Below are 25581 nucleotides of genomic sequence, written 5' to 3' on the forward strand. Positions count from 1 at the left end.
CTATAACCCTGTTAAGCTTTGCAAAAGTAAAGGTGTGGGCTGTGTGGAACAGGCCAGATGCCTGTTTAGTAGGATGTCAGGTGACAATGGCTAATCACTCATATAGCGCTACTTGAAGAGGGAACAGGGAACAGGGAACAGGGAACAGTAAGAAGTGAAAGGGTTTGAGAATTCAGAAATGTCCTAACTGTAATGCGTAGCGCTATATTATAAGCGATGCGATCTTCTGGTGTGGAAGCGGGCGATCGCTATTTTTTTAAACTATAATCAAAAAACACTCATCCTAACGGACATTCAATAGGGGATTAAATTATTTTTCAAACGGTTTTGTAAAATTAATAAAGTATTATCAATTCCTTCATAAATATCAACAGCTTTCATCTCCGCTTCATCTAATCGAACAATCATCCACTGGTGAGAACACTAAGTAATCCAATCAAGAGTAAACTGCTACGGAGTTGTTTAGCAAGGGAAGAAAATCGCGGGTTGCGGGAAGAAGGAAAACCCCGAATTTTAGATAAAAGATGATGTTTTCAAACGTTGTTGAGTTGAAAAAAATTTCTATTTTATCGATCTAGGAATCAAAGCTTTTTAACCCGATCAATGTTGAAAATAACAAGGAAGCTGAATGCCTCCTTGCTGGTTTTAGGTTTTAATTTGCCCAATTCAGATAAGGTAATTTTGCGGCTGTTTCTCGAATTTTATCAACATTCGCAATTAATTGTCCGCAACTATCCCACAGTCCTGTGACAAAAGATTGACGGGAACCTGCATTCATTTGCACATCAATCGTTAAATCCCCGCAGGATGCTTTCAGTGCTTCTAAATCAACGGTAACAGTCGCTTGAGGATTAGTTTTTAATGCTTCTTGAAATGCCTTGACTGCCTCCGGTTCAGCGATAACGCAGGGAATACCAATGGCGACGCAGTTGCCAAAAAATATTTCTGCAAAACTTTCACCAATAATGGCTTGAATTCCCCATTTAGCAATCGCTTGAGGTGCGTGTTCTCGTGAAGAACCACAGCCAAAATTAGCATTAACAACTAATACATTTGCACCTTGATATTCGGGTAAATCAAAGGGGTGCTGACCTTGCATTTGCTGGCGATCATCGGCAAATACTTGTTCTCCTAATCCATCAAAGGTTACACACCGTAAAAACCGAGCAGGAATAATACGATCGGTATCAATATCACTCCCGACTAAAGGAATTCCTTTTCCTGAAATACTTTGAATTTTACTCATGGTTAATGTTTCGTACTTAAGATTAACAAATCGTTGACTTTGCTCATTGTGACCTCTCCCCCAACCCCTCTCCTGCCAGGAGAGGGGAGAAGAATTCTAGTATTAAATGTTGACTCATGTCTAAACTGCTCCCCCTTCCCTTGCAGGGAAGGGGGCTGGGGGGTTAGGTCAGTTACAACAACTCCCGTACATCCGTAACAACCCCGTTCACTGCTGCTGCAACAACCATCGCTGGACTCATCAACAATGTCCGTCCGTTAGCAGAACCCTGACGACCTTTAAAATTTCGGTTAGAAGAGGAAGCGCTGAGTTGATTTCCCTGTAATTTATCAGGGTTCATCGCTAAACACATCGAACATCCTGCTTCTCGCCATTCAAACCCTGCTGCTTCAAAGATTTTATCGAGTCCTTCGGCTTCGGCTTGCTGTTTCACCCGTTCAGAGCCGGGAACCACAAAGGCTTTCACCCCGTTAGCGACTTTTCGACCTTGGGCAAATTTGGCGGCTTCCCGCAGGTCACTGAGACGGCCATTGGTACAACTCCCAATAAAACAAACGTCTACTTTTGTGCCTTGAATGGGGGTTCCGGGGGCAAATTCCATATATTGATAAGCTTCTTTGGCGACGTCGCGATCGCTTTCTGGAATCTCTTCTAAATCAGGAATTAACTCATTAACCGCCATTCCTTGACCGGGGGTAATCCCCCAAGTGACGGTTGGGGCAATCTCCGAAGCTTCAAATTTGACCACATCATCATAAACCGCATCCGCATCACTACGGATACTATTCCACCAAGTAACGGCTTTTTCCCAGTCCTCTCCTTTGGGGGCAAAATCTCGACCCTGCAAATAGTCGTAAGTGACCTGATCCGGGTTCACATAGCCACAGCGAGCGCCGCCTTCAATGGCCATATTACAGATCGTCATCCGTTCTTCCATGGACATCGCCTCAAGGGTGGTTCCCGCAAATTCATAGGCATACCCCACACCGCCTTTAACGCCCAAGGTGCGAATAATATGGAGCACAACATCCTTGGCATAAACCCCTGGTGCTAGTTGGCCATTGACTTCTATGCGACGAACTTTCAGTTTTCCTAACGCTAGGGTTTGAGAGGCCAGCACGTCCCGTACTTGGGAAGTCCCGATCCCAAAGGCGATCGCCCCAAATGCCCCATGAGTTGAGGTGTGGGAGTCTCCGCAAGCAATGGTCATCCCCGGTTGGGTTAACCCCTGTTCCGGTGCGATCACATGAACAATTCCTTGATTTCCCGACCCGATATTATAAAAGCGGATCTGGTGTTCTTTGCAGCTTTTTTCCAAGGACTGCATCATTTCTTCGGCTAAGACATCCACAAAAGGACGAGCTTGGTTATCGGTGGGAACGATATGATCAACTGTAGCGACGGTACGTTCAGGATACAGCACCTTGAGGTGGCGATCGCGTAACATCGCAAACGCCTGGGGACTGGTGACTTCATGGATCAGGTGCAGACCAATGAAGAGTTGAGTCTGTCCTGACGGGAGAGTGCCAACGGTGTGCAACGCCCAAACTTTATCAAATAGTGTTCTTTCGCTCATAGAATCTGAAGAATAACCGCGTTTGTAACGCTCTTTATACTGGTTTTATTTTAGCGGTTAATGGGTGTGCAAGCTCCCACTGGATCAAGTTTAGCCTTTGGCTCGAAATGATATAAAAATAATTTGATCTAGTATAATATCTCTTTCCCTAATTATCTCTAAAAAAATGATTAAATTTCATAAACTCATCCCCCTGGTTGCACTCACATTTTTAAGCAGTGTTGCCAGTGTTAGAAGTCAACAAACTCAAACCCCAACCAATGGTTACACTCAAAAGGTAACTCGTGAAGTGTTAGCTAGTGGTTTTCCCCAAGAAGCACCGGGTCGGGTTTTAGAATTAGTAAAATATACGATTCCTCCTAATAGTAAGTTACCTGTTCATATCCATCCAGGGATGCAAATTGAACAAGTAGAATCTGGAACTTTAACTTATACCGTTGTTCAAGGGTCGGCAAAAATTACCCGTGCTAATGGCAAAGAAGAAACCCTAGAAGCGGGTCAAACTACCCGTTTACACCCAGGAGATTCGTTAGTTGAAGTGGGAGGAATGGTACATTATGGGGAAAATGAAACCCATCTTCCCGTGATATTATTATCAGCTTCTTTATTTGAAGAAGGCAAACCCAAAGCGATTTTAATTAATCCTTAATCGTTGATTAATACCGAATAATATGACCTCTCCTCCACAATTAAAATTGATTTCAGGTTGAACCGTTTTTTATTAAAAAAATCAATAGATTGAGTTGTATTTTAATCCGAGTCTAGGGCTTGCCTTAACGCTAGCAATGGAGCAAAATTTACCAATAATTAGTTGATCACCGATCAAATCAAAATGGTATAAAACATTGCGTTCAAAGTTTTCTGGGTGATCAACGTCATCATAATAAGTGTAATCCCCAACAATAATATTAGGATTTTGAATAATGGTTTTTAGATAAACTAATCGGGTTTGTTCGGGGATGGGATAGCGAGTATTGGGAGAGGGGCCGTAATTCATGAGATTTTGGGGAAAGAGATTAATCTTGATGGTAACATAAGATAATATTTATTTATACTCTATTTAGGTATTAAAATTCGCCGGAGGATCAAATAAAGTAAAAGAATCAGTAATCAAAAATGCTTCAGTTAGATCATCCATGCTCATAAATTCAATAGCATCCATAATGCTCTTAAATTCATATCTTTTAATCTCTCCTAAATTAGAATGAAGTTCAATAGAAATTTTATCAACTTCTCTAATTAGAGAATCATCTAAAATATTCAATACACTTTGTTCAAGATTCCTTTGAATAGGAGCAATCATTTCTGTTCCAATTCTAGTTTTTTCATCCAGACTTAGGCTATTAAATTGAATCCAAGCTTGGGTTGCTATATTTCTATCTTTTTCTCCCCAGTTAAAATCAATATTATGTTCCTTGAGCAATTCACAAATGAGTTGAAAGGGAATTATAAACACATTAATATTATAGCTTGTCATCATAGCTAAAGAATTCCTTGTCCAGTTCCCTGCTAATACAGCAATTGAACTTCTGATACTAGAATATCTTCTTCTTAATGCAGAGTGAGCATTACAAATCCAACTGCCTTTATCCCGATTATGTTTGGTATAGCGAAGATATTTGGATTCAAATAGAATAATAGGCTGCATTGCATGATTAGCAATAACAGCATCAATTTTATATTCTGTTCCAAATTGATCATACATCACTAATACTTTTCGGGAGTTTCCCTGCTTTGTTGTTCCTACTCCTTTGCTAATAAAATGGTATCCTTCCTGCTCTGCAACCTGTCTCAAAAAAGTATTAAGTGCTTTTTCCAGTTCGGCTCCAATGGCTTCACCTAATGCACTACCCGGATTTTGTATACTAATATTATTCATAGTTTTTTTTATTCCTTCATTAAGGTAACAATAGATTCTCTTAATTTTTCTGTATGGCGTTGAGGGTTTTTTTTCCATTTGTCACCTCTTTGCCTTAAAATATCAATTCTATAGCTAGAAAACCCTACAGCAACTCCTAATTCTCCGATCAGTTCATCTGTTGGAATATGGACTCCATAGGGAGCAGAATCTCCTAAGACAAAAATAGCTTTTTTTCCTGGTTTTAAAACACGATAACAATCTTTTAAGACTTCATAAATATCATTAAAATATCCAGCAACAACTAAATCATAATTTTTCTTTCCTCCTTTATTTAAACGAATTATTCCTAATTTTTCTATAGCCTCATCAAGAAAATTATAGATTTTAGGTGCATAATATTCTAACTCTGATGAAAGAATATATCGCTCATCGCTTCTTGAGGTTTGTGTAGTAGCAGAAGTCATTAATTTTTTCCTGACTTGTTCAGTTAGATCTGCCCAGTTTTTTGCATAACCGAAAAAATACATTTCTAATCGAGTCCTATCAGCATAGTCAAAATTATTTAAGTATGGAGGAGAAGTAAATATGTGATCTATGGTATTTTCTAAAATAAAGTTTTTAGTATTCCTAGAATCTAAATTCAATAAATTATGTTCAGCTAAAAGATAGTTTTGATTCACTTCCCTTAACATGATTTCTATATCTTTAACCATCTTATAACTATTGATTTGAAATTCTGAAAATACATCCTTATTACTAGATGTTGTTTTTATTTTATTAGGAGCAATATATGGCCATCCTGTGGCAGCAGTAGAAACCTGTCTCAGTACATTAGTTAGAGATACCAGCAAGAATTGTTTAATTTTTTGATCAATATCACAATTAAATAGGCTTTCTCGAATTAACAATAAATTAAATAAAATTTTTGGATCATAACATTTTAAAACTAATTCAGGAAAAGTTTCTTTTAGAATCGCTGTTGTTTTAATCATTTCTTGATGATCATGCATAAATGAAGAAATCGTTTTTATTGATTTTGTAACTTCTGTTATTCCTACATTCCAATTTAATTTTGCTTGCGCTATTGTGAAAACGAAAGGATGAGCATCACACCCATAGGAACTAACCCCTAATTTTTTTGCAACCACATTAGTTGTACCCGAACCCATAAAGGGATCATAAACAATTTCTAAGGGTTTAATCTGATATTGCTTCAGGCTAGATTCAACAGCTTTATAAGAAAACCCGGCTGGATAGGTAAACCAACTATGAATAGGAGCTTTTAAACTATCTTTAAATGTTCCCCAACTGGATGTATCTAAGTTATGAGGGTTATATTGGTTTTCTTCTTCAGGAAATAAGGAAAGCTGTTTCATATTGCTTTTATATAATTTTTATAAAACACAAGACTCATTATACCTTATCATGCTCCTTTTAGGTTATGATTTTTTGGTATAAAAATCTTCATTAACTTTCTGAAAAGCAGGATGTTCCATTCGCTGTTTCACCTTTATCTTTATTTATTATATACAAAAATAAAAAAACTATTTTAATATAAACTCATCAAAATTACTCTTTTGTAGTATTTCTTGACTGTGTTGATCAAACTGATAATTCATTTCTAGCTTCTAAAAAAGATGATTAACTAAGTATTTTTGCTCAATATAATGAAAATTTATTAAATAGATGAGAAATATCTCTTATATTCATATACTCTTGGGTCTATCCATATACTAATGTCTATGGTATGTTTATATTCAACAGCAAAAAATCTATGTAGCTCCTGAAGTTAACCCAACTTCAACAAGCTACAAAGCTTTAGGAGTAAGGTTTTGCTCCGTTAAAATCTTTTTGCAAACCGAACAATAGGTCACACCAATGGCTGATTTCTTTCTGAAGACCATTTGGTGGATACCTTGCTACCCATTAATAGGAGCATTGTTATCCACTCTCTGGTTTCCTTCCATTATTCGACGCACTGGCCCCCGTCCGGCGGGATATGTCAATATCATTACCTCCTTATTCGCCTTTGTGCATGGGTTATGCGCCTTGACCGAAATTTGGGGTCATCCGCCCCAACCCGTTGTCATTCCTTGGTTCAGCATCGTTGACCTGAATCTTTCGATTCCCTTAGAAGTTTCCGTGGTCACTGTTGGCGCCACCTTAGTCATTAACGGGTTAAATTTATTAGCCCAAATTTACGCCGTCGGTTACATGGAAATGGACTGGGGATGGGCGAGGTTTTATTCCCTCTTAGCCTTATTTGAAGCGGGGTTATGTGGGTTAGTGTTATGTAACTCCCTGTTCTACAGTTACATTATTCTGGAAATTCTCACCCTGGGAACCTATTTATTAGTCGGGTTATGGTTTAACCAACCCTTAGTGGTAACCGGGGCTAGAGATGCGTTTTTAACCAAACGGGTGGGAGATTTATTTCTGTTAATGGGAGTCGTCGCCCTATTTCCTCTGGCTGGAACTTGGAATTTTACAGAATTAGCTCAATGGTCACAAACCGCCCAACTTGACCCTCAAGTTGCCACCTTATTAGGATTAGCATTACTTGCTGGCCCCCTGGGAAAATGCGCCCAATTTCCTCTGCATTTATGGTTAGATGAAGCGATGGAAGGCCCCCTTCCCAGTACAATTTTACGCAATTCTGTTGTGGTTGCATCCGGGGCTTGGGTGTTAGTGAAAATGCAACCCGTTTTAGCCTTGTCTCCTTTTGTAATGTCAACAATGGTATTAATTGGGTTAGCAACGGCTGTTGGTGCCAGTTGTATTGCTATTGCTCAAATTGATATTAAACGTGCCCTTTCCTATTCCGTGAGTGTCTATATGGGGATCACGTTTATTGCAGTGGGAACCGGGCAACCTCAAGCAGCACTTTCTTTACTGTTAACTTATGCCTTACCCATGGCTTTATTAGTCATGACCACCGGGGGAATTATTAGCAATAATATTACCCAAGATTTAACTCAATATGGAGGATTGTGGTCACGACGTCCGATTTCAGGATTGTCTTTCCTAGTGGGAATGACTAGCTTAATTGCCGTGCCTCCTTTTGGGGGATTTTGGACAATATTAGAGTTAGCAGAAACTCTTTGGAACACTCAACCCGCTATTGCTTTTTGTCTGTTTTTAGTAAATGGTTTAACGGCTTTTAGTTTAACCCGTGAATTTGGATTAATTTTTACCGGAAAACCCAAACAAATGACCATCCGTTCCCCGGAAGTATTATGGGCGATGGTGTTACCGATGACGATTTTAGCGGGATTATGTTTGCATCTTCCTTTATTATTAAAACAATGGAGTTTATTACCCCAAGGATATACGATCAATCTCACCGTTGCTGCAATCTTAACAACTTCAACCTTAACCGGATGCGGGTTAAGTGGGTTAATTTATCTTAATAGCAACTGGCCGAAACCTGTTAAACTGCCTTCTCAAGCATTACAAGACTTTTTTGCTTATGATTTTTACACGGCAAAATTGTATCGAGTCACGATTATTTTTGTCGTGGGATTAGTTTCAAATGTCATGTATTGGATCGACCGTTATATTGTCGATGGTTTGGTTAACTTAGTGGGACTGGTAACAGTTTTTAGCGGACAAAGTTTGAAATATAACGTTTCTGGACAAACCCAATTTTATGCCCTAACAATTATTGTGGGTGTCACTTTATTATTAGGGTATTTTTCCTTCAACTTGTTTTAAAATCAGTCTGCTTTTTTATCCAGAATTCATCTAGTTTTTTTAGATTCTAGCTGTCTCAAACTTAAATTCACTGTGAGGAAATTATGAACAACATTCAAAACAATCTCAATGTCTCTCGTCGAAATTTATTAAAATTTGGGGCGGGTGTAGTTGGAACGGCTGCGTTAACTGTTGGGTTAGGAAGTCAAGTCAATTGGTTCAATGAAAAACCGGCAAGAGCGGATAATAACATGACCCCGGATGAAGCCTTAAACCAATTGTTAGAAGGAAACAAACGGTTTATTGAAAATAAACGCAAAAATCCGAATCAAAGCATGGCAAGAATTGAAGAAGTTGCCCAAGGACAAGCTCCCTTTGCTGCTATTCTCAGTTGTGCTGATTCACGAGTTCCCTCAGAGATTATTTTTGATCAAGGATTTGGGGATTTATTTGTAGTTCGTAATGCGGGAAATGTAGCTACACCTGAAGAAATTGGCAGCCTAGAATTTGGTACATTAGTATTAGGAGCTAAAGTGCTAATGGTGATTGGACATAAAAATTGCGGGGCGGTCAAAGCTACCATTGATGGAAAAGCAGTTCCCGGTCAAATTGCCAGTATTTTAGACGTGATTCAACCCGCCATTAATCAAAATAAAACCTTAGAAGAAAACATTATTTCTAATGTTAAATTAGGAATGAATCGTTTACAAGCTTCTCCGGTGATTTCCCAATTAATTAAAGACGGTAAATTAAAAATCGTAGGAGGTTACTATGACTTAGATACAGGCAAGATCAATGTGGTAGCTTAAAGGAGTCTCAAGCAAGTTTATAATCAATTTCATTCAATGATGGATAAACTTGCTTGTTGAACCGTGTCAATGGCATGAACCAGGAAGGACAACATGACCCCAGATTACAATACACCCAATTATACTCGCAGAGATTTATTGCAATATGGAGTTTGCATTGTGAGTACAGCCTTGTTAACGGCGGGAATCACAACAAAAGTTTTAGACCGAGACAGAAAGAAAATTCTCGCAGAAGCTCCCAGTTGTGAAACCTCAGAAATCACTCCAGAAATAGCCTTAGAAACATTAATGTTAGGCAATGAACGGTTTATCAAAAATAAACAGAAACATCCTAACCAAAATGTAGAACGAATTAAGGAAGTTGCTACAGGCCAAAAACCTTTTGCGGCTGTTTTAGGTTGTGCTGACTCTAGGGTACCCGCCGAGATTATTTTTGATCAAGGTTTAGGTGATATTTTTGTAGTTCGTAATGCGGGGAATGTTGTCACCTCTGAAGAAATGGGTAGCTTGGAATTTGGAGCCTTAGAATTAGGAGTTAAAACCATTATGATTCTAGGTCATCAAAAATGTGGAGCCGTTAAAGCTACTCTGGACGGAAATTCTGTTCCGGGTAAAATTGGCAGTATTATTGATGCCATTAAACCTGCAGTTAAAGGTAAGCCGACTTGGGAAGAAGCGGTCATTGCCAATGTTAAACTACAAATCAAACAGTTAAAGTCTTCTTCGGTTATTTCTCAATTAATTGCTAATGATGAATTAAAAGTTGTTGGCAGTTTTTATGAATTAGAAACCGGAAAAGTTAAACTGATTACCTAAAACCTTTGTTAAAATAGAAATGAAATATCAACCGGAACTTAGAGTTTGATTAATCATTTCTATTGGATTTATTAAGACTTTAAAAATCATAATCTTACTGTTTTTAAACAAAGTAAGTTATGATCAATAAAGTTTAAAACTTTGGTTTAAAACCTACTTTTGGGTTAACTTGAATATTGCTGAGATTACCCCTCATCCTCATACCCTAAGCTTATGTTGAGTGTTTTAATTATTATTCCAGTTTTGGCAGCCTTGCTGATTGGGTTGTTACCTAAACAATTTTCAGCCCAGCAAGTTCGTTCCATTGCCTTAGTGATTACCACTATCATTTTAGCTTGGACAGCCAAACTCACCTTTGATTTTGATTTAACTAATCCTAATTTCCAACTCCAAGAATATCAGACTTGGATTCCACAACTAGGATTATCCTACAGTTTAGGTATAGACGGTTTATCCTTTCCCTTAATCGGGTTAAGTGGTTTATTAACCTTAATTGCTATTGCCAGCAGTCATGGAAATATTAACCGCCCTCGTTTTTATTACTCCATGATTTTGCTAGTGAATGCAGGTATTGCTGGTGCATTTTTATCAGAAAATTTACTGCTTTTCATCCTTTTTTATGAACTTGAACTCATTCCAGTTTACCTTTTAATTAGCATTTGGGGGAGTGAAAAACGCGCCTATGCGGGAATGAAATTCCTGATTTATACGGCTCTTTCAGGGATTCTGATTTTAGCCGGATTTTTAGGGATGGCTTGGCTCAGTGATGCTGGAAGTTTTGATTATATTTCGATTAAAACCCAGGACTTTGCATTAAACACTCAATTAATTTTACTTACGGTTTTACTCTTAGGATTTGGGATCAAAATTCCTTTAGTTCCCCTGCATACTTGGTTGCCCGATGCCTATGTTGAATCTTCTCCTCCTGTGACGATTTTATTAGGCGGAATTCTAGCAAAATTAGGAACCTATGGTTTAATTCGATTTGGCTTACAACTGTTTCCTGAAGCTTGGCATATTGTGAGCCCTGGACTGGCAACAATTGGAGTCATTAGTGTCTTATATGGAGCGTTAACCGCCATTGCTCAACAGGATATTAAACGCATGGTGGCTTATAGTTCAATTGGTCACATGGGTTATATTTTAGTTGCTGCTGCTGCGGCTAATGAATTGAGTTTAATTGGGGCAATTGCTCAAATGATTGCTCATGGTTTAATCCTTGCCATTCTCTTCCAATTAGTCGGAGTTGTAGAAGAAAAAGTCGGAACCCGTGACTTAAATATTCTTAATGGATTAATGAACCCGGTTCGCGGTTTACCCCTCACGAGTTCCCTGTTAATTATGGCCGGAATGGCGAGCGCTGGTATCCCCGGTTTAGTTGGATTTGTGGCTGAGTTTCCGGTCTTTCAAGGAACATTTTCAGTCTTCCCGATTCACAGTTTATTGTGTATTATTGCCTCCGGTTTAACGGCCGTTTATTTTGTCATTCTGCTCAATCGTACCTGTTTTGGAAAACTCGATAATAACTTAGCGTATTACCCGAAAGTGAGTTTATCCGAACAAGCTCCCGCCTTAATTTTAGCCGCCTTAATTTTTCTTCTCGGTATCCAACCCACTTGGTTATTCCGATGGATGGAACCTACCGCCCAATCGATGGTAATTGCTTTGAATAACGCTGTTCCTACCCAAATAGCAATTAAACAATAAGCCCTTATAAACCGGGTTTCTAGCTTTAATTTTTAGATAAAATCAGGATTTTTTGTTGAGAAACCCGGTTTTTGCGTTCTCCTTTAACATCAATTAAGACAAGGAAAAAATCATGACAACAGCAACCTTACCTCAAACCAAATTACCCCCCTCAACCCATGAATTTTCAGAGATTATTCACCGTTTAGAAGCGGGGGGAGCAATGTTACCAGATACCCCCGAAAATTTAATGCAAATTATCGGGATTTATAAAGCTTATGCAGTGCCGATGGATTTCTATTGGCGGGATTTACTTTATATTGCTGAACAAGTTTTTTTAAATCCTTTACCCTTTTTTAAATATTTCATTCCTAAACAATATTTAGACCTGCATAATCATTATGCGGGAGATGATGCGGACTTAAGAATTTGGCGAGGAGAAGCAACAGCACACCCGGAATTATTAGCTTTTATGGAAACGGGTGAAACGAAAAAAATGCCTAAATTACTGCATCATTTATGGCATGATCGAGTGAATATGGAGTTTGCTGAAGCTTGTATGCAGGCGATGCTTTGGCATCGAGATATGGGGGGATTATTTGATCCTTATTTAGATACGGATGAATATAAAGCTAACGCAGATAAAGCGATTAAAGCTTATTTTAAGAAAAATCCGATGATGATGGGATTGTATAAACTGTTCCCAGATTTATTCATCGAACAGGTCAGAATGATGTCCTATTATAGTAATTTAGGACTGTTTTGGGAAGTGATGGCGCCTGTGTTTTTTGAAATGAGCGATCTCTATGATGAAGGTAAAATTACCAGTGTTCCTGAAGCGATGAATTTTCTGGTTAATGGGATTTTTGCGATCGCAGGTCGTCCGATTTATCATCATGTTTATATTGATGGGGAGTGTTATGAAATTATCCCCAAATCTAAAGGGTTTATGTGGTTATATGAAGCGGCATTACCCTATGTTGAAGCGGTATTTTATCGGACTGCTCCCTTCCGAGGAACAAAATCTTATAACGCGCAAGCGAAACAAGTTCCAGAAGATCAAAATGACTTCCATTATGGTATTTTGTATGCTGATATTTTCCCCGTTGGCACAGCCGGAATTCCCCCAACATTATTAATGCAAGATATGTTACATTTCTTGCCTCCTTATTTAGTGGAATATTACCAAAAACATTGCCGAGGTGAGGATGATATGTTGATTCAGTTGGCAAATAGTTTCCAACGGTCAATGTATTGTGTGACCTCTGCGGTCATTCAAGCGTTACGCACGGCTTTACTGTACCCATTAGATGATCAAAATCCTAAACATTTGATGGCAAATCGTCAATTTTTTGAAGCTCAATTAGATCGATTTAAACGTCCTGAAGCTCGTTTAAGAAATATTCAAAGCTCTAATTATCGTTAAATTAGGTGTAGGGTGTAGGATAAGTTGTTTAAGGGTTATCCCATTAAATTTTCTACACCCTCAGTTCCTAACGTTGATTGTTCGATCATTCTTCAAAATATAAGAATTATTCAATAAACTGAGTTGTTGATATTTTTTAGGTGGAATTGTTATATTTTTTTCTCCTATTCTTTGACAAATCCATTCAATACAAATGGGAACAACAGCATTACCAAATAAAGCGTATTGATCGTAAATTTTAGCAACTCGACACCAATTGTCAGGGAAACCCATTAAACGTGCATATTCTATCGGCGTTAATCGTCTAAATTTATTACCAATTTGATATCGTTCATAATGTCTGGAAGTCGATGCGGTCAAAGTCGAAGCAACTCCATTAACACCAAAAATAGTATACCCTAACCTTGCACCCCCATCTTGGTTATATAAAATTTCTACACCATTACAATAACGGTTAACCGCTTTACTGTTTTTAATTCGTTTTAAAGTATCTGCGGTAAAATCAAATTGAGGATCAACTTCTGATTCAGATTGAATAATATTTTTTAATCGGGTAGGGGGATAGATATTAGGAAATAATGGAAGAGATTGACTATACATTTTATTTTGGTAAGCAATTCCCCAAGGATAATTTTTAATCTGGGAATCTAAAATAGGATATAAATATTTTTCAAAATTCTCGAAATCTAAATTGAAGTATTCAGTCTCGCTTTGATTTAAAAAAATTAAATGATCTTCTAAATTGATCGGGTTGTAGTTAGATTCACAACGAGTTCCAAAAATAAAAATACGCTCACGGTTTTGAGGAATACCAAAATTAATCGGGCTAATAATTCGCCATTCAATTAAATAATTGAGAGACGCTAAAGCATTTAAAATAACTTTAAAATGGTGTCCCTGTTCCATTGTTAAAATTCGTTTAACATTTTCCAATAAAAAATACCGAGGTTTTTTAGCTTCTATAATTTCTACAATTTTTTCAAATAAAGTTCCCCGGACTTGATCCCGAATTCCTAATTTTTTGCCAGCCGCACTAAATGGTTGACAGGGAAATCCTGCGGTTAATAAATCGTGTTCAGGAATATCCGCTAAATTAATATTTTGGATATCTCCTAATACAATTGAATTTTGACCAAAATTGCTTTGATAAACTTGAGAACACAATTCATTAAGATCATTCGCCCAAATCGTTTCAATTCCACTGGCTTCTAACCCTAAACGAAAACCACCAATTCCAGCAAACAATTCAATTGCTGTCAAATCATTAAACCGACTCAAAATTTTTTCTCCTATTAGATATATTTTACTACAATCGAACCCAATTTTTTAGATAGGTTGCTTTATTTTTTCATGAATCCTATTAATTATCTGTTCTTCTTCAGGAGTTTTAACTCCCGATAAATGAACCATTTGCTGATATTTTGCTAAAAGCGCAATGGCAAAATCTGGATTGAGTTGTTCGAGTAAATCATTTAAGGGTGGTGGATTATTAATTGTTTTAGACATTAGTTCTAAGGAATGAACACTCAGATGAATATTTTGCAATTGGGGTAGAATTTTTTCCCAAGTTTGATGAGGATTGCGAGCTAAAATCAGATGAACTAAAATTTGATCAATAATCGTTTCTTGTGTGAGTGCATTTTCTAAATATTTTTGACTTTCAAGCTGAATCGTTTCTAAGGTTGTTTCTTTTTGATCATGATATAAATTGGATTCATAAAATTGACACGCTGCATATCCCAAAGCATACAGGATAACAGCATTGGTACTGACACTAATCACAACTCCAGCTAAAGGCACATCTCCTAATAATCCTAACCCTAATTTTAAAGCTTGATGACTACCTAAAGCTAAAGAAAAAATGGCTAAAGCTTCATCTTTTCTGATGGGATCATGAATATTTAATCCATAAGCATAGGCAATTTCATAAATCATTTCAAATTCTAAAATTTGGCTAGGGGTAGTATCAACTTTCATGAAGGTACTCAATCTTTCTGAAATCAATTTTGACGCGATTTCAGATGTTCCCAAATCTAAAACTTTCGCCACCATAATTCGATGACTAATCTGGGAAGCAGATTCATGAGGATATTGAGTTTTTAACTGTTGAATATTGGTTTCGACTTGAGCTAAATCAACTTTTTCAATAATCTCAAATATTTTATCAACATTTAGGGTTTTGATGATAGATTTTAACAAAGGATTATTGTTAAACCCATTAACTTCTGTTCTCGTTTGACTGGGAGGGTTCGGCGTTATAGTTTGAACAGTTTCTTTTCGATTAAAAATACTCCCAAATGCCAGTTTTCCTCCTTGGATCACACTTTGGCTCAAATTTCCAACACTCCCTTGAATATTCATTGCCGTTTCTATCACAGATTTTCCAGTTTGATCAGTGACATTATTAAGAGTTTCAGCTACATTATTTTTAACCTGTTCTGTGACTGTAGGAATCGAATTAAATAATGAGCCAAACTCCATTATTTTTGATGTGATAGATTCTGTTAAATTCTGAGGATTTGAAGGATAATCAGAATCAGGTGATGAATTTTCAACAGGTTGATCAGGATTTGTTTGAGAAATATTATGAAGAGAATCAAGTGCTATTTCTTCTTGCCAATCAGGAAAATCACAACCAATTTTTCTATAGTAAATAATTACCTCTGTAATCAAATCAGAAATAATATAGCGAAGAAGAGAAACCTTCAGCCATTCGACCAAAACGCTTTGATGAATGATTTTTTCAGCCTCAAATATTAGTTTTAACGAGTTTTTATTTAAGGTTGATTTAACTGTAATTCCTTTAGGTTTTAAATGACGATTGAGTAAAAGAGCAATCGCTTTTGGATGTCCCTGTTTTGCTAGTTCAAGTATATTTTGTTTATGAGTTTCTGTTTCAGTCATATTAATATTAATTGATGACTCAATCATGCTAAAACTATTACAAACTCTCCCGAAATTTGGGAGAGCTTTGTTAACAACGAGTTAACCCATTAAAATCACCGTATCAATGACATGAATAATGCCATTATCGGCTTCAATATTCGGTGCGAGAACCGTTGCATTTTTCACTTCAAACCCATCAGAACAATTAATGGGAATGGGTGAACCTTCTAAAGAGGTGACAGAACCCAATTTTTCTAAATCGGCTTTTGTCAGTTTCCCTGAAACCACATGAAATTTTAAAATTCGGGCTAACTGGGGGGGATTTTGAACTAAGGTTTGTACAGTTCCAGGGGGAAGTTTAGCAAAGGCGTCATCATTGGGGGCAAAAACCGTAAAGGGGCCAGGACTTTTTAAGGCTTCTACTAAACCTGCGGCTTGAACAGCAGCCACTAAGGTTGTAAATGAACCCGCGCCTACAGCAATATCAACAATATCTGCCATTGAACAAATTTATCCTAAATTAAAAACAAAAGTTCCTCTCAAAATAGTAAACGAATTTTGAACAAAATTAGAACGGATGGTCATTAACAGGTCAGTTTAAATCAACTAGAAGTTAGAAGGTGTTTCAAGGAGATTAGAAAAAGTTGGGGCTGGATAAGCAGTGCTGATTAATTCAGACATTGACTTCAGATGACTCATCCCCAAAGCTTTAGCATTATTTCTTAATCCTTCTTGTGCAATTGGGTTACTCCCAGTAGGGGTTAATTTCCATAATTCATTTCCATGAATTCCATCATCAGCAACTAGATAAAGGATGCCATTAACATCAACAGGAATCGAAGCATTAGAACTTCCTTTTCCGGGGTTAATATCAGCTACCATCATTGTTCCTGTTTCTGTACCATTACTCATCCATAATTCTGTGCCATAATTGGGATCTGTTAATGGAAAATAAAGGGTATTATTGATGGCTTCTAATCCTAAACTATTGTAGCTCCAAACCCAATTCGAGTTAGGAAACTCTTTGACTAATATTGTACCGATATCCGTGCCATCTGTTTTCCACAACTGAGCCGTTGATGTATAGGTATCAGAGTCAGTTTTTAAGGCTTGGAAATACAATGTATTATCAATGACTTCCCAGTCTTGAATTGAAAAATCTCCTAAATTTTTGACTAAACTGATATTACCATTGCTATCGACTTTCCACAACTCACGGTTATTAATATTGGTCAAGGAATCAATGCTATTAACTGTAAAATACAGCGTATTATTGACAGTTGTTAAGTAATCAAGAGAAGATTTTCCGAAGTCTTGAACTAAGGTTGTCCCGCCATCTGTACCATCACTTTTCCATAATTCGTAGGTTGTGTTAGAGTAATTCTCTGTGTTAGGGATTGATACAGAAAAGTAAAAAGTATTATTCAGATCGTCCCAAAAATTATTAATATCTTTGCTACTGCCAAAATCTTTAACTATCGTTGTTCCGGTGTTGGTTCCATCGCTTTTCCACAATTGAGAAAGGGGAGGAGTCGGTGAATAATAATTATAACTCTGAGTGATTTCAAAGTATAAACTATCATTAACACTGATCTTGCTATCTTCATAAGCAGTACCAAATGTTAAATTTCCAAAGTCTTTAATTAATTCAACTCCTGTACCTGTACTATCGGTTTTCCACAACTGGGCTGTTGAGGTTCCCGTCATCGAATCGTATTGAGAAACGTCTAAATATAAACTATTATTAACTTCCGTGATATCAGAGATATCATTACCAAAATCCTTAACTAAAATAGTTCCCGCTTCTGTACCATCGGTTTTCCATAACTGAGTATCATTCCAGTAATTCCCCGTCGTAAAATATAGGGAATTGTCAACGGGGATAAAACTATTAATAGTTAAGGAGCTTCCCCAATCTTTTATTAACTGAGTTCCTGTATCCGTACCATCGGTTTTCCACAACTGAAGGCTGGAAAAATTTGTATTAGGATCTTGAACAAGAACTTCAAAGTATAAAATATCGTTGTTAACCTCTGAGGAAAAAGCTTGATTTTCAAATAATCCTAGATCTTTAATTAAAGTTGTACCCGCTTCTGTACCATCAGTTTTCCACAACTGTTCCTTGGCTGCATAGTAAGAAGAATAATAACTTTGAGTTTGATCTGATTCAAAATACAGGGTATTGTTAAAATTGATAAGATTACTTGCTGAAAGGTCAAAGAAGCCTGGAACAATATCTTTAACCAGTTCAGCTTTCCAAGGTGAAATGACGGCTACATCTAAATTGGTTGACATAGAATTGTACCTTTTTTTCTGTGTTTTTTATGATCTTAATCTGATAAATTAGGGAGAAAACAGGTTTTTTAATCATAAATTTTGAATTAAGATAATAGAAACTGAGTTGAATTCCAGAAGCTTTTCAATAAAAAATAAAAGCTTCCAGTTGATATCAAACTCAGGGAATAGACAACGTTAAAAAACCGATTTTGGCTAATTTATCTCATTTTTCTATTTTAGCTAAGTATATATTACCAAGGGTTCTGATGAAATCCCCATTTTCTTTTCATTTCTTAACAGTTTATCAAAAAAATTATGTAGAACTGTAAATATTTATAAATTATACTTAATAATCGATTTGAATCCGGGTTATAATATTGACTCAACCGAATCTTGACCGGATTATGATTTCATTTGATAATAGCTGTTTAATTACTTCGTAAGTTTTGGCAAGCCGCATAGGTATCAAATAATCCTCCCACTAAACTACAAGTTAGGGCAATGACTAAACACCCCTGCACAGGATGTCCACTACCAAAGGTAGCCAGAAATTTGAGCATTTGGTTACAGCCCAACTCCCCTAAGCTTTGGATAAAAGGAAGGTGACTCATGAAGACGAAAATCGTTAATCCCATCGCGATTAATAATAAAGGGGCGATGAAACTAAAGGTAATCGCCAAGAGCAAAGAACGAATCAGATGAGAAAAAATACTCATAAATCTATCCCTGGGAGGATTTTATATTTTATCTGGGGATGCTAGTACCGTTGACTTTTGTTGGATTGGGTATCACGGTCAATCTAACTGGCTAATTTCTAAGATAAGAGCGATCGCGCATTTTAATCGAATCTGTGAGAAAACTTAAATATAAAGTCAAAAAAATTAAACTTTCTGCTTTATAAATCTTGTTGAAGATTTGTATATTTCTAATTATTGATTGAACTTTATACAGTTGTTATTCCCTTGAGCAATTCCAATACCCGTTCCAGCTTTGAAATTTGGCTACAGCGATTTATAGCCGCCCTATTATTGGCCGGACAAGTGGTGGTGCATTTACTTCAGGGTAAAATCCACCGTCGTAATACTTTGGAACAAATGATTGCTGTTGGCCCAGAATCCTTAATGATTGCCCTCCTAACGGCCAGTTTTGTCGGGATGGTCTTTACCATTCAAGTGGCGCGAGAATTCGTCTCGTTAGGTGCTGTTAATATTGTCGGGGGAGTTTTAGCCCTATCTTTAGCTCGTGAATTAAGTCCGGTATTAACCGCCGTCATTGTTGCGGGACGGGTTTGTTCAGCTTTTGCCGCAGAAATTGGCACGATGCGGGTTACAGAACAAATTGATGCGCTCTATATGTTGAAAACTGACCCGGTAGATTATTTAGTCATTCCTCGTGTGATTGCTTGTTGTTCCATGTTACCGATTTTAACGATTATTTGCTTAATTACGGGATTAGCAGGAGGGTTATTAATTGCTAATAGTCTGTACAATATTTCTCCGACGGTATTTTTAGATTCTGTGCGGAATTTTTTACAAGTTTGGGATGTTTGTAGTGGGTTAGTCAAAGGATTAGTATTTGGGGCGGCAATTGCTGTGATTGGGACGAGTTGGGGATTAACTACAACTGGGGGAGCCAAGGGGGTCGGTCAATCCACAACAACGGCCGTTGTTACCGCTTTATTATCTATATTTATCCTTGATTTTTTCCTATCTTGGATTATGTTTCAAGGCATGGGAAGTGCCGTTATTGGTTAATTCTGTTATCCTTGTAGGGGCGGGGTTATCCTGCCCAGTTATTAAGAAATAATTATAATGGGCAATCGCAAAGAATATGGATTCGTGTACAAAGTAGAATTTTCTCTTTCCTGCTAGAAGTTTGGTACTATTAATTTAAAGTTGACAAAATTAAGTTGAAGCGATGACCACAACACCCACCACCCAAACTCCTAATACGATTGAATTACCTCCTAATTATATTATTCCAATCGTGCTAATGATTAGTGCATTTCCTTTATTTTTAATTCAAAGATGGGGAAGTTTAGCACTAGCTTTTTTTGCATTATTTCTGTTCATCCAAACCGCCTTGATTCGTCTACAATTTACCCCAACGGATTTAGATGTTTATCGTTCGGGTAAACTGATTCGTCGGTTTCCTTATCAAGAGTGGAGTAACTGGGAAATTTTTTGGACTCCTGTACCGATTTTATTTTATTTTCGAGAAGTCAAAAGTATTCACTTTCTCCCGATTATTTTTGATGCTCAATTGTTACAAAGCTGTTTAAAACAATATTGCGGACATTTGAAACAAAATTAAGAAGTTCTCAACGTTTAGCTTCTGACGGTGTTGGGCTTTAGCTTCTCTTGTTCGCTACAGCCCAACACTCAAATTTTTGATTGTTTAGCTCCCCTCAAACCGTCAGTTTAAGCATAAAGATTACCGACATATTCCTCATACCCATTATACAGTAAAGTTGGCTGTTGTTCCCAAGAAAAACTCGGACTATTGCTAACAATTCGTTCCGTCGCTTGTGACCAACGAGGGTGAGGTTTATTCGGGTTTACATTCGCTGTAAAACCATATTCATCAGGAACTAACGTATTCCAAAACGTAGCAGGTCTGTTTTTAACAAATTCAATTTTAACAATCGATTTTGCTCCCTTAAATCCATATTTCCAAGGAGTCACCATCCGTAACGGTGCACCATTTTGTTTAGGAAGGGTTTTTCCATACATTCCAATGGCAAAAAACGCTAACTCATTTGCCATTTCTTCAATTCTTAATCCTTCTGTATAGGGCCAAGGATAACCATTCGCCCAAAATCCTGGCCCTGGGGTAATTTTAGGATCATAAAAAGACGTAAACCGCACAAATTTTGCCTCAGAAGTCGGTTCAACCGCCGCCATTAATTTGTTCATTGGAAACCCTAACCACGGAACTATCATCGCCCAAGCTTCTACACAGCGAAAGCGATAAATTCGTTCTTCTAGGGGGAATTTTTTCTGAAGATCATCTAAGTCATAAGTTGTGGGATTTTTGACTAATCCTGAAACCTCTATTTTCCAATCTTCTAAGGGTAATGCTTGCGCCGCTTGCCATATAGATTTTGACCCCCCATACTCATAAAAGTTATTATATTTTGTGGCTAAATCTTCCGCCGTAACCGGACGATTGACATCAGCAAAATTTGGATTTTGAGTAAAATTTGAGATCACTTGAGTTGAAAAATTATCCTGATTTTTAGCCGTTGAGGAAGATTGACATCCGGTTAAAGGTAAAATTGTGGCTGTTAATCCTGCCCCAATTAAGCTTTTCATAAAGCGACGACGATTGAGAAATACCGACTCTGGGGTAATTTGATTTTCAGGAAGTTGCCAACTGGGAACAATACGAATGAAAGCCATAGGTTAAAATGGGTAATGATAGAAAATTCTCTCAAAAATGTTGCGTTTATTGAAGAATCAGCGATCGCCTTCCCTGAATCAGACGAAACTTTTGGAAAGACGTATCATAGAAAAAATATACTAAAAAATTCCGGTTATGAGTTACTGCATCAACCCCCAATGTCAGAAGCCTCAAAACCCGACTCACGCCCTTTTGTGTCAGAGTTGTGGCTCACAATTGCGCCTCAAAGACCGCTATCGTGCTATCCGAATTTTAGGTCAAAGTCAATGGAACCGAACGTTTTTAGCCGTTGATGAAGATAAACCGTCTCAACCTCGATGCGTCATTAAGCAATGTCTTTATCCGCCATCTCAAGAGGACGCCCGTGTCGAGTTCCGTATTTATAGTCGCAAATTAGACCCCATCAGTCAACATCCCGCCCTTCCAGACCTGTTAGCGTGCTTTGAAGAAAAAGATTGGGGTTATATTGTACAAGAATATATTTCAGGGCGAAATTTAGCTGAAGAACTTGAACAAGACGGCGTGTTTCAAGAATTGCAAATTTGGTATATCCTCAGTGAAATTCTGCCCTTGCTTCAATGGATTCATGAACAAGGAATGGTACATGGGGATATTAAACCCGAAAATATCATCTGTCGTTCCGTTGTTATTCCTCCTACAAAACCGTTAATTTTAGTTGATTTTGCCGGAATTTATCCTCAAAAAAATTTCTCAACAACCCTTCAAGGTTCCCCAGAATATGCCGCACCGGAACAACTACCAGGAGAAATTAACGCTAAAACCGATCTTTATAGTTTAGGGATAACTTGTCTACATCTGTTAACTCAGATGTCTCCCTTTGATTTATTTGACATTAAAACGAATACTTGGGTTTGGAAAGATTATCTCAAAAGACCCATTAGTCAACGTTTAACCCGAATTTTAAATCAATTAATTGAACGCAACCCCAGCAAAAGGTATCCCTCAGCGATGGCGGTGATGCAAGATTTAAAATCAGGGCCAATTCCGGTTAAGTTAACAAAAGCTGTTCAACAGAAATGGGTATTAACCACTTGGGGAGGCGTCGCCTTAGCGTTATTTTCCTTATTTATGAGTTCTCGCCTACCGTCTGTTGTCCCTCAAATTTCTTCCCAACCTCCAGAACCCATTTATGAAGTTCCTGATCTTAAAATTCCTGTACCCCAAATTGAGAATTTTGCCCCCCCCATGCTTCAAAACCCTGCGGCTGTCCGAACCTTATCCAAAAATACTGGCCCGGTGTGGTCGGTGGCGGTGAGTCCCGATGGTCAATTTGTAGTTTATGGTAATACCGATGGCTCAATTAATATTATTGATGCCAATACCGGAGAATTAATTAACACCCTATTAGGACATTCTCAACCGGTGGGAACCTTGGCGATGAGTCGGGATGGTCGGACGTTAGTGAGTGGAAGCGGTGACCAAACTATTTTAGTTTGGGATTTGTGGAATGGTCGTCAGAAAAAAATGCTCTACGGTCATCAAGGATGGGTTTATGCCGTTGCGATTAGTCCCGATGGGGAAACGGTAGCGAGTGTCAGTCGTGACCAAACCATTCGCCTGTGGGATATTGACACCGGACGCACGTTAAGGACATTAAACGGATATGGAACCGAGGTACAGTCTCTTGCTTTTAGCGGAGATAATCAAACCTTAGTGAGTGGTGGAACTAACGGAATTGTTGATATTTGGAATTGGCATACCGGAGAATTATTAAGAACGTTTAAAGCTCATACTGAGGCGATTTGGTCAGTAGCAATAAGTCCCGATGGTCAACGGTTAGCAACGGGAAGTTGGGATCATGCCGTTAAATTGTGGGATTTACAACAATTAGAATCTCAATATTTTAATAATACTCCAGAGCACATTCTTCTGGGTCATCAAGAAAAGGTTCAATCGGTGGCGTTTAGCCCCGATGGTCAAACCTTAGCCAGTGGTGATTTTGGGGGAGGGGTGAAACTTTGGAACGTGGACAATGGCGGACTTGTCGGAACTTTTAAAGGACATCAAACTTGGGTTAATGTGGTATTTAATCCCCAAAATCATACGTTAATTACGGGAAGTTTTGATGATACATTAAAGGTTTGGCCGTTATTACCGCAAAACTGACTCAACGTTTCCCAAAACCGGGTTTTTCAATACCCATTAGAAACCCGGTTTCTCCTTGAATCTATAAAGCATTTAAAATTTGTTCGGCTGTCAATTTAAGTTCAGGAAAACTGGCAGAATTAATTATATCTTCTCCTCTATATTCTACGATATCATAAAATCCTGAAACTAAGCTTAAAATCGAGATTTTAGATTCTTGCGAATCAATAATCCAATATTCGGGAATTCCTAATGCAGCATATTCTGAACGTTTATAACGATAATCATCTTCTGGATTATTCGGACTAACAATTTCTACCACTAATAAAGGGGGTTCTTCTAAAATAGCTGAAGGTAATGTCCTCAACAGTTGACGTTGAGTTTCTGTCATGACTAAAATATCAGGAATTCGGGATTTTCTGATTCCGGTTCTGACTCCAACCGTTCCTGGTCGCACAACCCAATTTAGATTTAAGCGACGGATCTCTATTTTGAATTGTTCTTGTATAAAATCAATAATATCCGAATGCCATCCGCTTGCAGGAGTCATTTGAATTAATTCTCCATTCAAGAGTTCATATTTAAAATCGCTATCATCTCTATAATTGAGATAATCTTCAAAACTATAGGTTTTAGTAACGGTTTGCACCATCATGAGTTGATAACCTCCTGAATTGACTTGTTTATTCAGATTAATTATTTTCTTATCCCCACCAGCACCTCCAAGAAACCGGGTTTCTGCCCTAACATGAGCTACTAACAAAAAGCTTAATTAAGAAACCCGGTTTCTGACCCTCACCAGCACCTCCAAGAAACCGGGTTTCTACCTTAACATGAGCTACTAACAAAAAGCTCAATTAAGAAACCCGGTTTCTGACCCCCACCCACACCTCCAAGAAACCGGGTTTCTGCCTTAACATGAGCTACTAACAAAAAGCTCAATTAAGAAACCCGGTTTCTGACCCTATCGGAAACCCGAAACCCGCATAACTTCAAGGAAAATGTTGCTGTCATAAATTTACGAAAATCTGTAAGCCTTATCTGTTACAGTCTACAAGTCTGGACGCGAGAGAAGAGATCGCCAACCTCCTAAGAAGCCCCCACGTAGGAAACGCCACCTTAGACGACCAACGGTTAGAGGGAGGTGGCCTTCTTTTGCTGTCTGATTGAATTTTAGATCCTTGTAATACAACCAGCTACCTCCAACACGCCAACCCACCTGATCACCAAACGCTTTCCAGACTTTCTGATTATAACTCCGGGTTCCACCCAGGCTTTGATAGATGCGCTTCTGTACCGAAAAGCCGAAGCGTCCATTGCTGTATTTTACCCAAAGTTGGTCAATCGTTCGTAAATCCTCAGAGGGAAAATTATCAATATCTTCTTCACTTAACCCTTCTTCCTTTTTTCTTCCGGCGACTTCTAACATTTTTTTGCCGTTTCTTGGTCAGCTTCTTTCCAACTTCCGGCTTTCAAAAGTTGTTCTAATTGATGATAATTAACCCCTTTAGCTGACTTTAATTCTATATAGGGTTCGGGTGTTGGTTGAGGTGTTTGTAAGAATGTTGATTTAACTTTTAATTGTAAAGCATCTAATACTTCTTGAGCCGTTTGAAAACGTTTTTTTGTTCCCTGCTGTAAAAGTTTATCTAATTGATTGAGACTCGCTATATAATTAGAAAATTGTTCAATATTAATAATTTTCTTGCGCCGTGACTACCACTCCCTTACCTCCAAACCCCCAACTCACCGCAACACAACGCCCTGACCTTCTCGGACGCTTCGGACAATTTGGCG

At 37.8% G+C, this 25581-nt stretch carries 21 protein-coding genes and 1 pseudogene; 9 read left to right on the forward strand and 13 right to left on the reverse strand.

The features are described 5' to 3' along the window. Positions 1–652: 652 nt before the first annotated feature. Together leuD and leuC are read right to left on the reverse strand one after the other, a co-directional pair. Positions 653–1246, reverse strand: coding sequence for a 3-isopropylmalate dehydratase small subunit (gene leuD, locus ACKPEB_RS08560; RefSeq protein WP_408964466.1), 594 nt, complete (start codon positions 1244–1246; stop codon positions 653–655). Positions 1247–1418: 172 nt separating this feature from the next. Next, positions 1419–2822: a 3-isopropylmalate dehydratase large subunit gene (leuC, locus tag ACKPEB_RS08565; protein WP_408964468.1), complete on the reverse strand. Its 1404-nt coding sequence runs from the start codon at positions 2820–2822 to the stop codon at positions 1419–1421. A 166-nt stretch (positions 2823–2988) separates the two neighbouring features. Between leuC and ACKPEB_RS08570 the strand changes: the two genes are divergently transcribed. Then, positions 2989–3471 carry a cupin domain-containing protein gene (locus ACKPEB_RS08570; protein WP_408964469.1) on the forward strand — a complete coding sequence of 161 codons (483 nt, stop codon included), beginning with the start codon at positions 2989–2991 and terminating at the stop codon, positions 3469–3471. A gap of 132 nt (positions 3472–3603) precedes the next feature. Here ACKPEB_RS08570 and ACKPEB_RS08575 read toward each other — a convergent pair. From ACKPEB_RS08575 to ACKPEB_RS08585, 3 genes and pseudogenes are all read right to left on the reverse strand, one after another. Further along, positions 3604–3819, reverse strand: a pseudogene (locus tag ACKPEB_RS08575) (chloramphenicol acetyltransferase); the annotation flags it as partial. A gap of 63 nt (positions 3820–3882) precedes the next feature. Then, complete coding sequence (locus ACKPEB_RS08580) at positions 3883–4701, reverse strand: hypothetical protein (RefSeq protein WP_408964470.1); 819 nt, start codon at positions 4699–4701, stop codon at positions 3883–3885. Between the two features lie 8 nt (positions 4702–4709). After that, complete coding sequence (locus ACKPEB_RS08585; protein ID WP_408964471.1) at positions 4710–6059, reverse strand: DNA methyltransferase; 1350 nt, start codon at positions 6057–6059, stop codon at positions 4710–4712. Positions 6060–6561: 502 nt separating this feature from the next. Between ACKPEB_RS08585 and ACKPEB_RS08590 the strand changes: the two genes are divergently transcribed. From ACKPEB_RS08590 to ACKPEB_RS08610, 5 genes are all read left to right on the forward strand, one after another. After that, on the forward strand, positions 6562–8397 hold the full coding sequence (locus ACKPEB_RS08590; protein WP_408964472.1) for an NAD(P)H-quinone oxidoreductase subunit F: 1836 nt from the start codon (positions 6562–6564) through the stop codon (positions 8395–8397). An 83-nt stretch (positions 8398–8480) separates the two neighbouring features. Further along, positions 8481–9185, forward strand: coding sequence for a carbonic anhydrase (locus tag ACKPEB_RS08595; protein ID WP_408964473.1), 705 nt, complete (start codon positions 8481–8483; stop codon positions 9183–9185). A 93-nt stretch (positions 9186–9278) separates the two neighbouring features. Continuing rightward, positions 9279–10001, forward strand: a complete 723-nt coding sequence (locus tag ACKPEB_RS08600) for a carbonic anhydrase (protein ID WP_408964474.1) — start codon at positions 9279–9281, stop codon at positions 9999–10001. Positions 10002–10214: 213 nt separating this feature from the next. After that, on the forward strand, positions 10215–11708 hold the full coding sequence (locus tag ACKPEB_RS08605; RefSeq protein WP_408964475.1) for an NADH-quinone oxidoreductase subunit M: 1494 nt from the start codon (positions 10215–10217) through the stop codon (positions 11706–11708). A 112-nt stretch (positions 11709–11820) separates the two neighbouring features. Then, a complete protein-coding gene (locus ACKPEB_RS08610; protein WP_408964476.1) occupies positions 11821–13113 on the forward strand; it encodes a CO2 hydration protein in 1293 nt (430 codons plus the stop codon). A 60-nt stretch (positions 13114–13173) separates the two neighbouring features. On the opposite strand, the gene ACKPEB_RS08615 is transcribed toward ACKPEB_RS08610, so the two are convergent. The 5 genes from ACKPEB_RS08615 to ACKPEB_RS08635 all read right to left on the reverse strand — a co-directional run bounded on the left by ACKPEB_RS08615 (position 13174) and on the right by ACKPEB_RS08635 (position 18992). Continuing rightward, positions 13174–14391 carry a DNA cytosine methyltransferase gene (locus ACKPEB_RS08615; protein ID WP_408964477.1) on the reverse strand — a complete coding sequence of 406 codons (1218 nt, stop codon included), beginning with the start codon at positions 14389–14391 and terminating at the stop codon, positions 13174–13176. A 48-nt stretch (positions 14392–14439) separates the two neighbouring features. Further along, complete coding sequence (locus ACKPEB_RS08620; protein ID WP_408964478.1) at positions 14440–16017, reverse strand: hypothetical protein; 1578 nt, start codon at positions 16015–16017, stop codon at positions 14440–14442. Between the two features lie 81 nt (positions 16018–16098). Beyond that, a complete protein-coding gene (locus ACKPEB_RS08625) occupies positions 16099–16500 on the reverse strand; it encodes a fasciclin domain-containing protein (RefSeq protein ID WP_408964479.1) in 402 nt (133 codons plus the stop codon). A 105-nt stretch (positions 16501–16605) separates the two neighbouring features. After that, on the reverse strand, positions 16606–18294 hold the full coding sequence (locus ACKPEB_RS08630; RefSeq protein ID WP_408964480.1) for a hypothetical protein: 1689 nt from the start codon (positions 18292–18294) through the stop codon (positions 16606–16608). 410 nt (positions 18295–18704) lie between these two features. Beyond that, entirely contained in the window at positions 18705–18992 is a 288-nt protein-coding gene (locus ACKPEB_RS08635) for a hypothetical protein (protein WP_408964481.1), read from the reverse strand. Between the two features lie 246 nt (positions 18993–19238). On the opposite strand from ACKPEB_RS08635, the gene ACKPEB_RS08640 reads away from it, so the two are divergent. After that, positions 19239–20030, forward strand: a complete 792-nt coding sequence (locus tag ACKPEB_RS08640) for an MlaE family lipid ABC transporter permease subunit (protein ID WP_408964482.1) — start codon at positions 19239–19241, stop codon at positions 20028–20030. Between the two features lie 163 nt (positions 20031–20193). After that, entirely contained in the window at positions 20194–20589 is a 396-nt protein-coding gene (locus tag ACKPEB_RS08645) for a DUF3119 family protein (protein ID WP_408964483.1), read from the forward strand. A 107-nt stretch (positions 20590–20696) separates the two neighbouring features. On the opposite strand, the gene msrP is transcribed toward ACKPEB_RS08645, so the two are convergent. Beyond that, positions 20697–21677, reverse strand: a complete 981-nt coding sequence (gene msrP / locus ACKPEB_RS08650; RefSeq protein WP_408964484.1) for a protein-methionine-sulfoxide reductase catalytic subunit MsrP — start codon at positions 21675–21677, stop codon at positions 20697–20699. Between the two features lie 136 nt (positions 21678–21813). Here msrP and ACKPEB_RS08655 point away from each other — a divergent pair, with 136 nt between their 5' ends. Then, positions 21814–23805 (forward strand): protein kinase domain-containing protein, encoded by a 1992-nt coding sequence (locus ACKPEB_RS08655; protein WP_408964485.1) that lies wholly within the window; start codon positions 21814–21816, stop codon positions 23803–23805. A gap of 61 nt (positions 23806–23866) precedes the next feature. On the opposite strand, the gene ACKPEB_RS08660 is transcribed toward ACKPEB_RS08655, so the two are convergent. Then, positions 23867–24439: a Uma2 family endonuclease gene (locus tag ACKPEB_RS08660; RefSeq protein WP_408970453.1), complete on the reverse strand. Its 573-nt coding sequence runs from the start codon at positions 24437–24439 to the stop codon at positions 23867–23869. Between the two features lie 396 nt (positions 24440–24835). Further along, the gene (locus ACKPEB_RS08665) at positions 24836–25213 is read right to left on the reverse strand and encodes a GUN4 domain-containing protein (RefSeq protein ID WP_408964487.1); all 378 of its coding nucleotides are present in this window, start codon (positions 25211–25213) and stop codon (positions 24836–24838) included. Positions 25214–25581: the final 368 nt, after the last annotated feature.

Source organism: Planktothrix sp. (assembly GCF_046067725.1).
In the GTDB taxonomy this organism is placed as follows: domain Bacteria; phylum Cyanobacteriota; class Cyanobacteriia; order Cyanobacteriales; family Microcoleaceae; genus Planktothrix.

Coding starts and splice junctions, on each gene's coding strand:
- ACKPEB_RS08625 (WP_408964479.1), bottom strand. CDS start 16,500: ATGGCAGATATTGTTGATATTGCTGTAGGCGCGGGTTCATTTACAACC.
- ACKPEB_RS08630 (WP_408964480.1), bottom strand. CDS start 18,294: ATGTCAACCAATTTAGATGTAGCCGTCATTTCACCTTGGAAAGCTGAA.
- ACKPEB_RS08660 (WP_408970453.1), bottom strand. CDS start 24,439: ATGATGGTGCAAACCGTTACTAAAACCTATAGTTTTGAAGATTATCTC.
- leuC (WP_408964468.1), bottom strand. CDS start 2,822: ATGAGCGAAAGAACACTATTTGATAAAGTTTGGGCGTTGCACACCGTT.
- ACKPEB_RS08570 (WP_408964469.1), top strand. CDS start 2,989: ATGATTAAATTTCATAAACTCATCCCCCTGGTTGCACTCACATTTTTA.
- leuD (WP_408964466.1), bottom strand. CDS start 1,246: ATGAGTAAAATTCAAAGTATTTCAGGAAAAGGAATTCCTTTAGTCGGG.
- ACKPEB_RS08585 (WP_408964471.1), bottom strand. CDS start 6,059: ATGAAACAGCTTTCCTTATTTCCTGAAGAAGAAAACCAATATAACCCT.
- ACKPEB_RS08645 (WP_408964483.1), top strand. CDS start 20,194: ATGACCACAACACCCACCACCCAAACTCCTAATACGATTGAATTACCT.
- ACKPEB_RS08590 (WP_408964472.1), top strand. CDS start 6,562: ATGGCTGATTTCTTTCTGAAGACCATTTGGTGGATACCTTGCTACCCA.
- ACKPEB_RS08600 (WP_408964474.1), top strand. CDS start 9,279: ATGACCCCAGATTACAATACACCCAATTATACTCGCAGAGATTTATTG.
- msrP (WP_408964484.1), bottom strand. CDS start 21,677: ATGGCTTTCATTCGTATTGTTCCCAGTTGGCAACTTCCTGAAAATCAA.
- ACKPEB_RS08620 (WP_408964478.1), bottom strand. CDS start 16,017: ATGACTGAAACAGAAACTCATAAACAAAATATACTTGAACTAGCAAAA.
- ACKPEB_RS08595 (WP_408964473.1), top strand. CDS start 8,481: ATGAACAACATTCAAAACAATCTCAATGTCTCTCGTCGAAATTTATTA.
- ACKPEB_RS08610 (WP_408964476.1), top strand. CDS start 11,821: ATGACAACAGCAACCTTACCTCAAACCAAATTACCCCCCTCAACCCAT.
- ACKPEB_RS08605 (WP_408964475.1), top strand. CDS start 10,215: ATGTTGAGTGTTTTAATTATTATTCCAGTTTTGGCAGCCTTGCTGATT.
- ACKPEB_RS08655 (WP_408964485.1), top strand. CDS start 21,814: ATGAGTTACTGCATCAACCCCCAATGTCAGAAGCCTCAAAACCCGACT.
- ACKPEB_RS08665 (WP_408964487.1), bottom strand. CDS start 25,213: ATGTTAGAAGTCGCCGGAAGAAAAAAGGAAGAAGGGTTAAGTGAAGAA.
- ACKPEB_RS08635 (WP_408964481.1), bottom strand. CDS start 18,992: ATGAGTATTTTTTCTCATCTGATTCGTTCTTTGCTCTTGGCGATTACC.
- ACKPEB_RS08580 (WP_408964470.1), bottom strand. CDS start 4,701: ATGAATAATATTAGTATACAAAATCCGGGTAGTGCATTAGGTGAAGCC.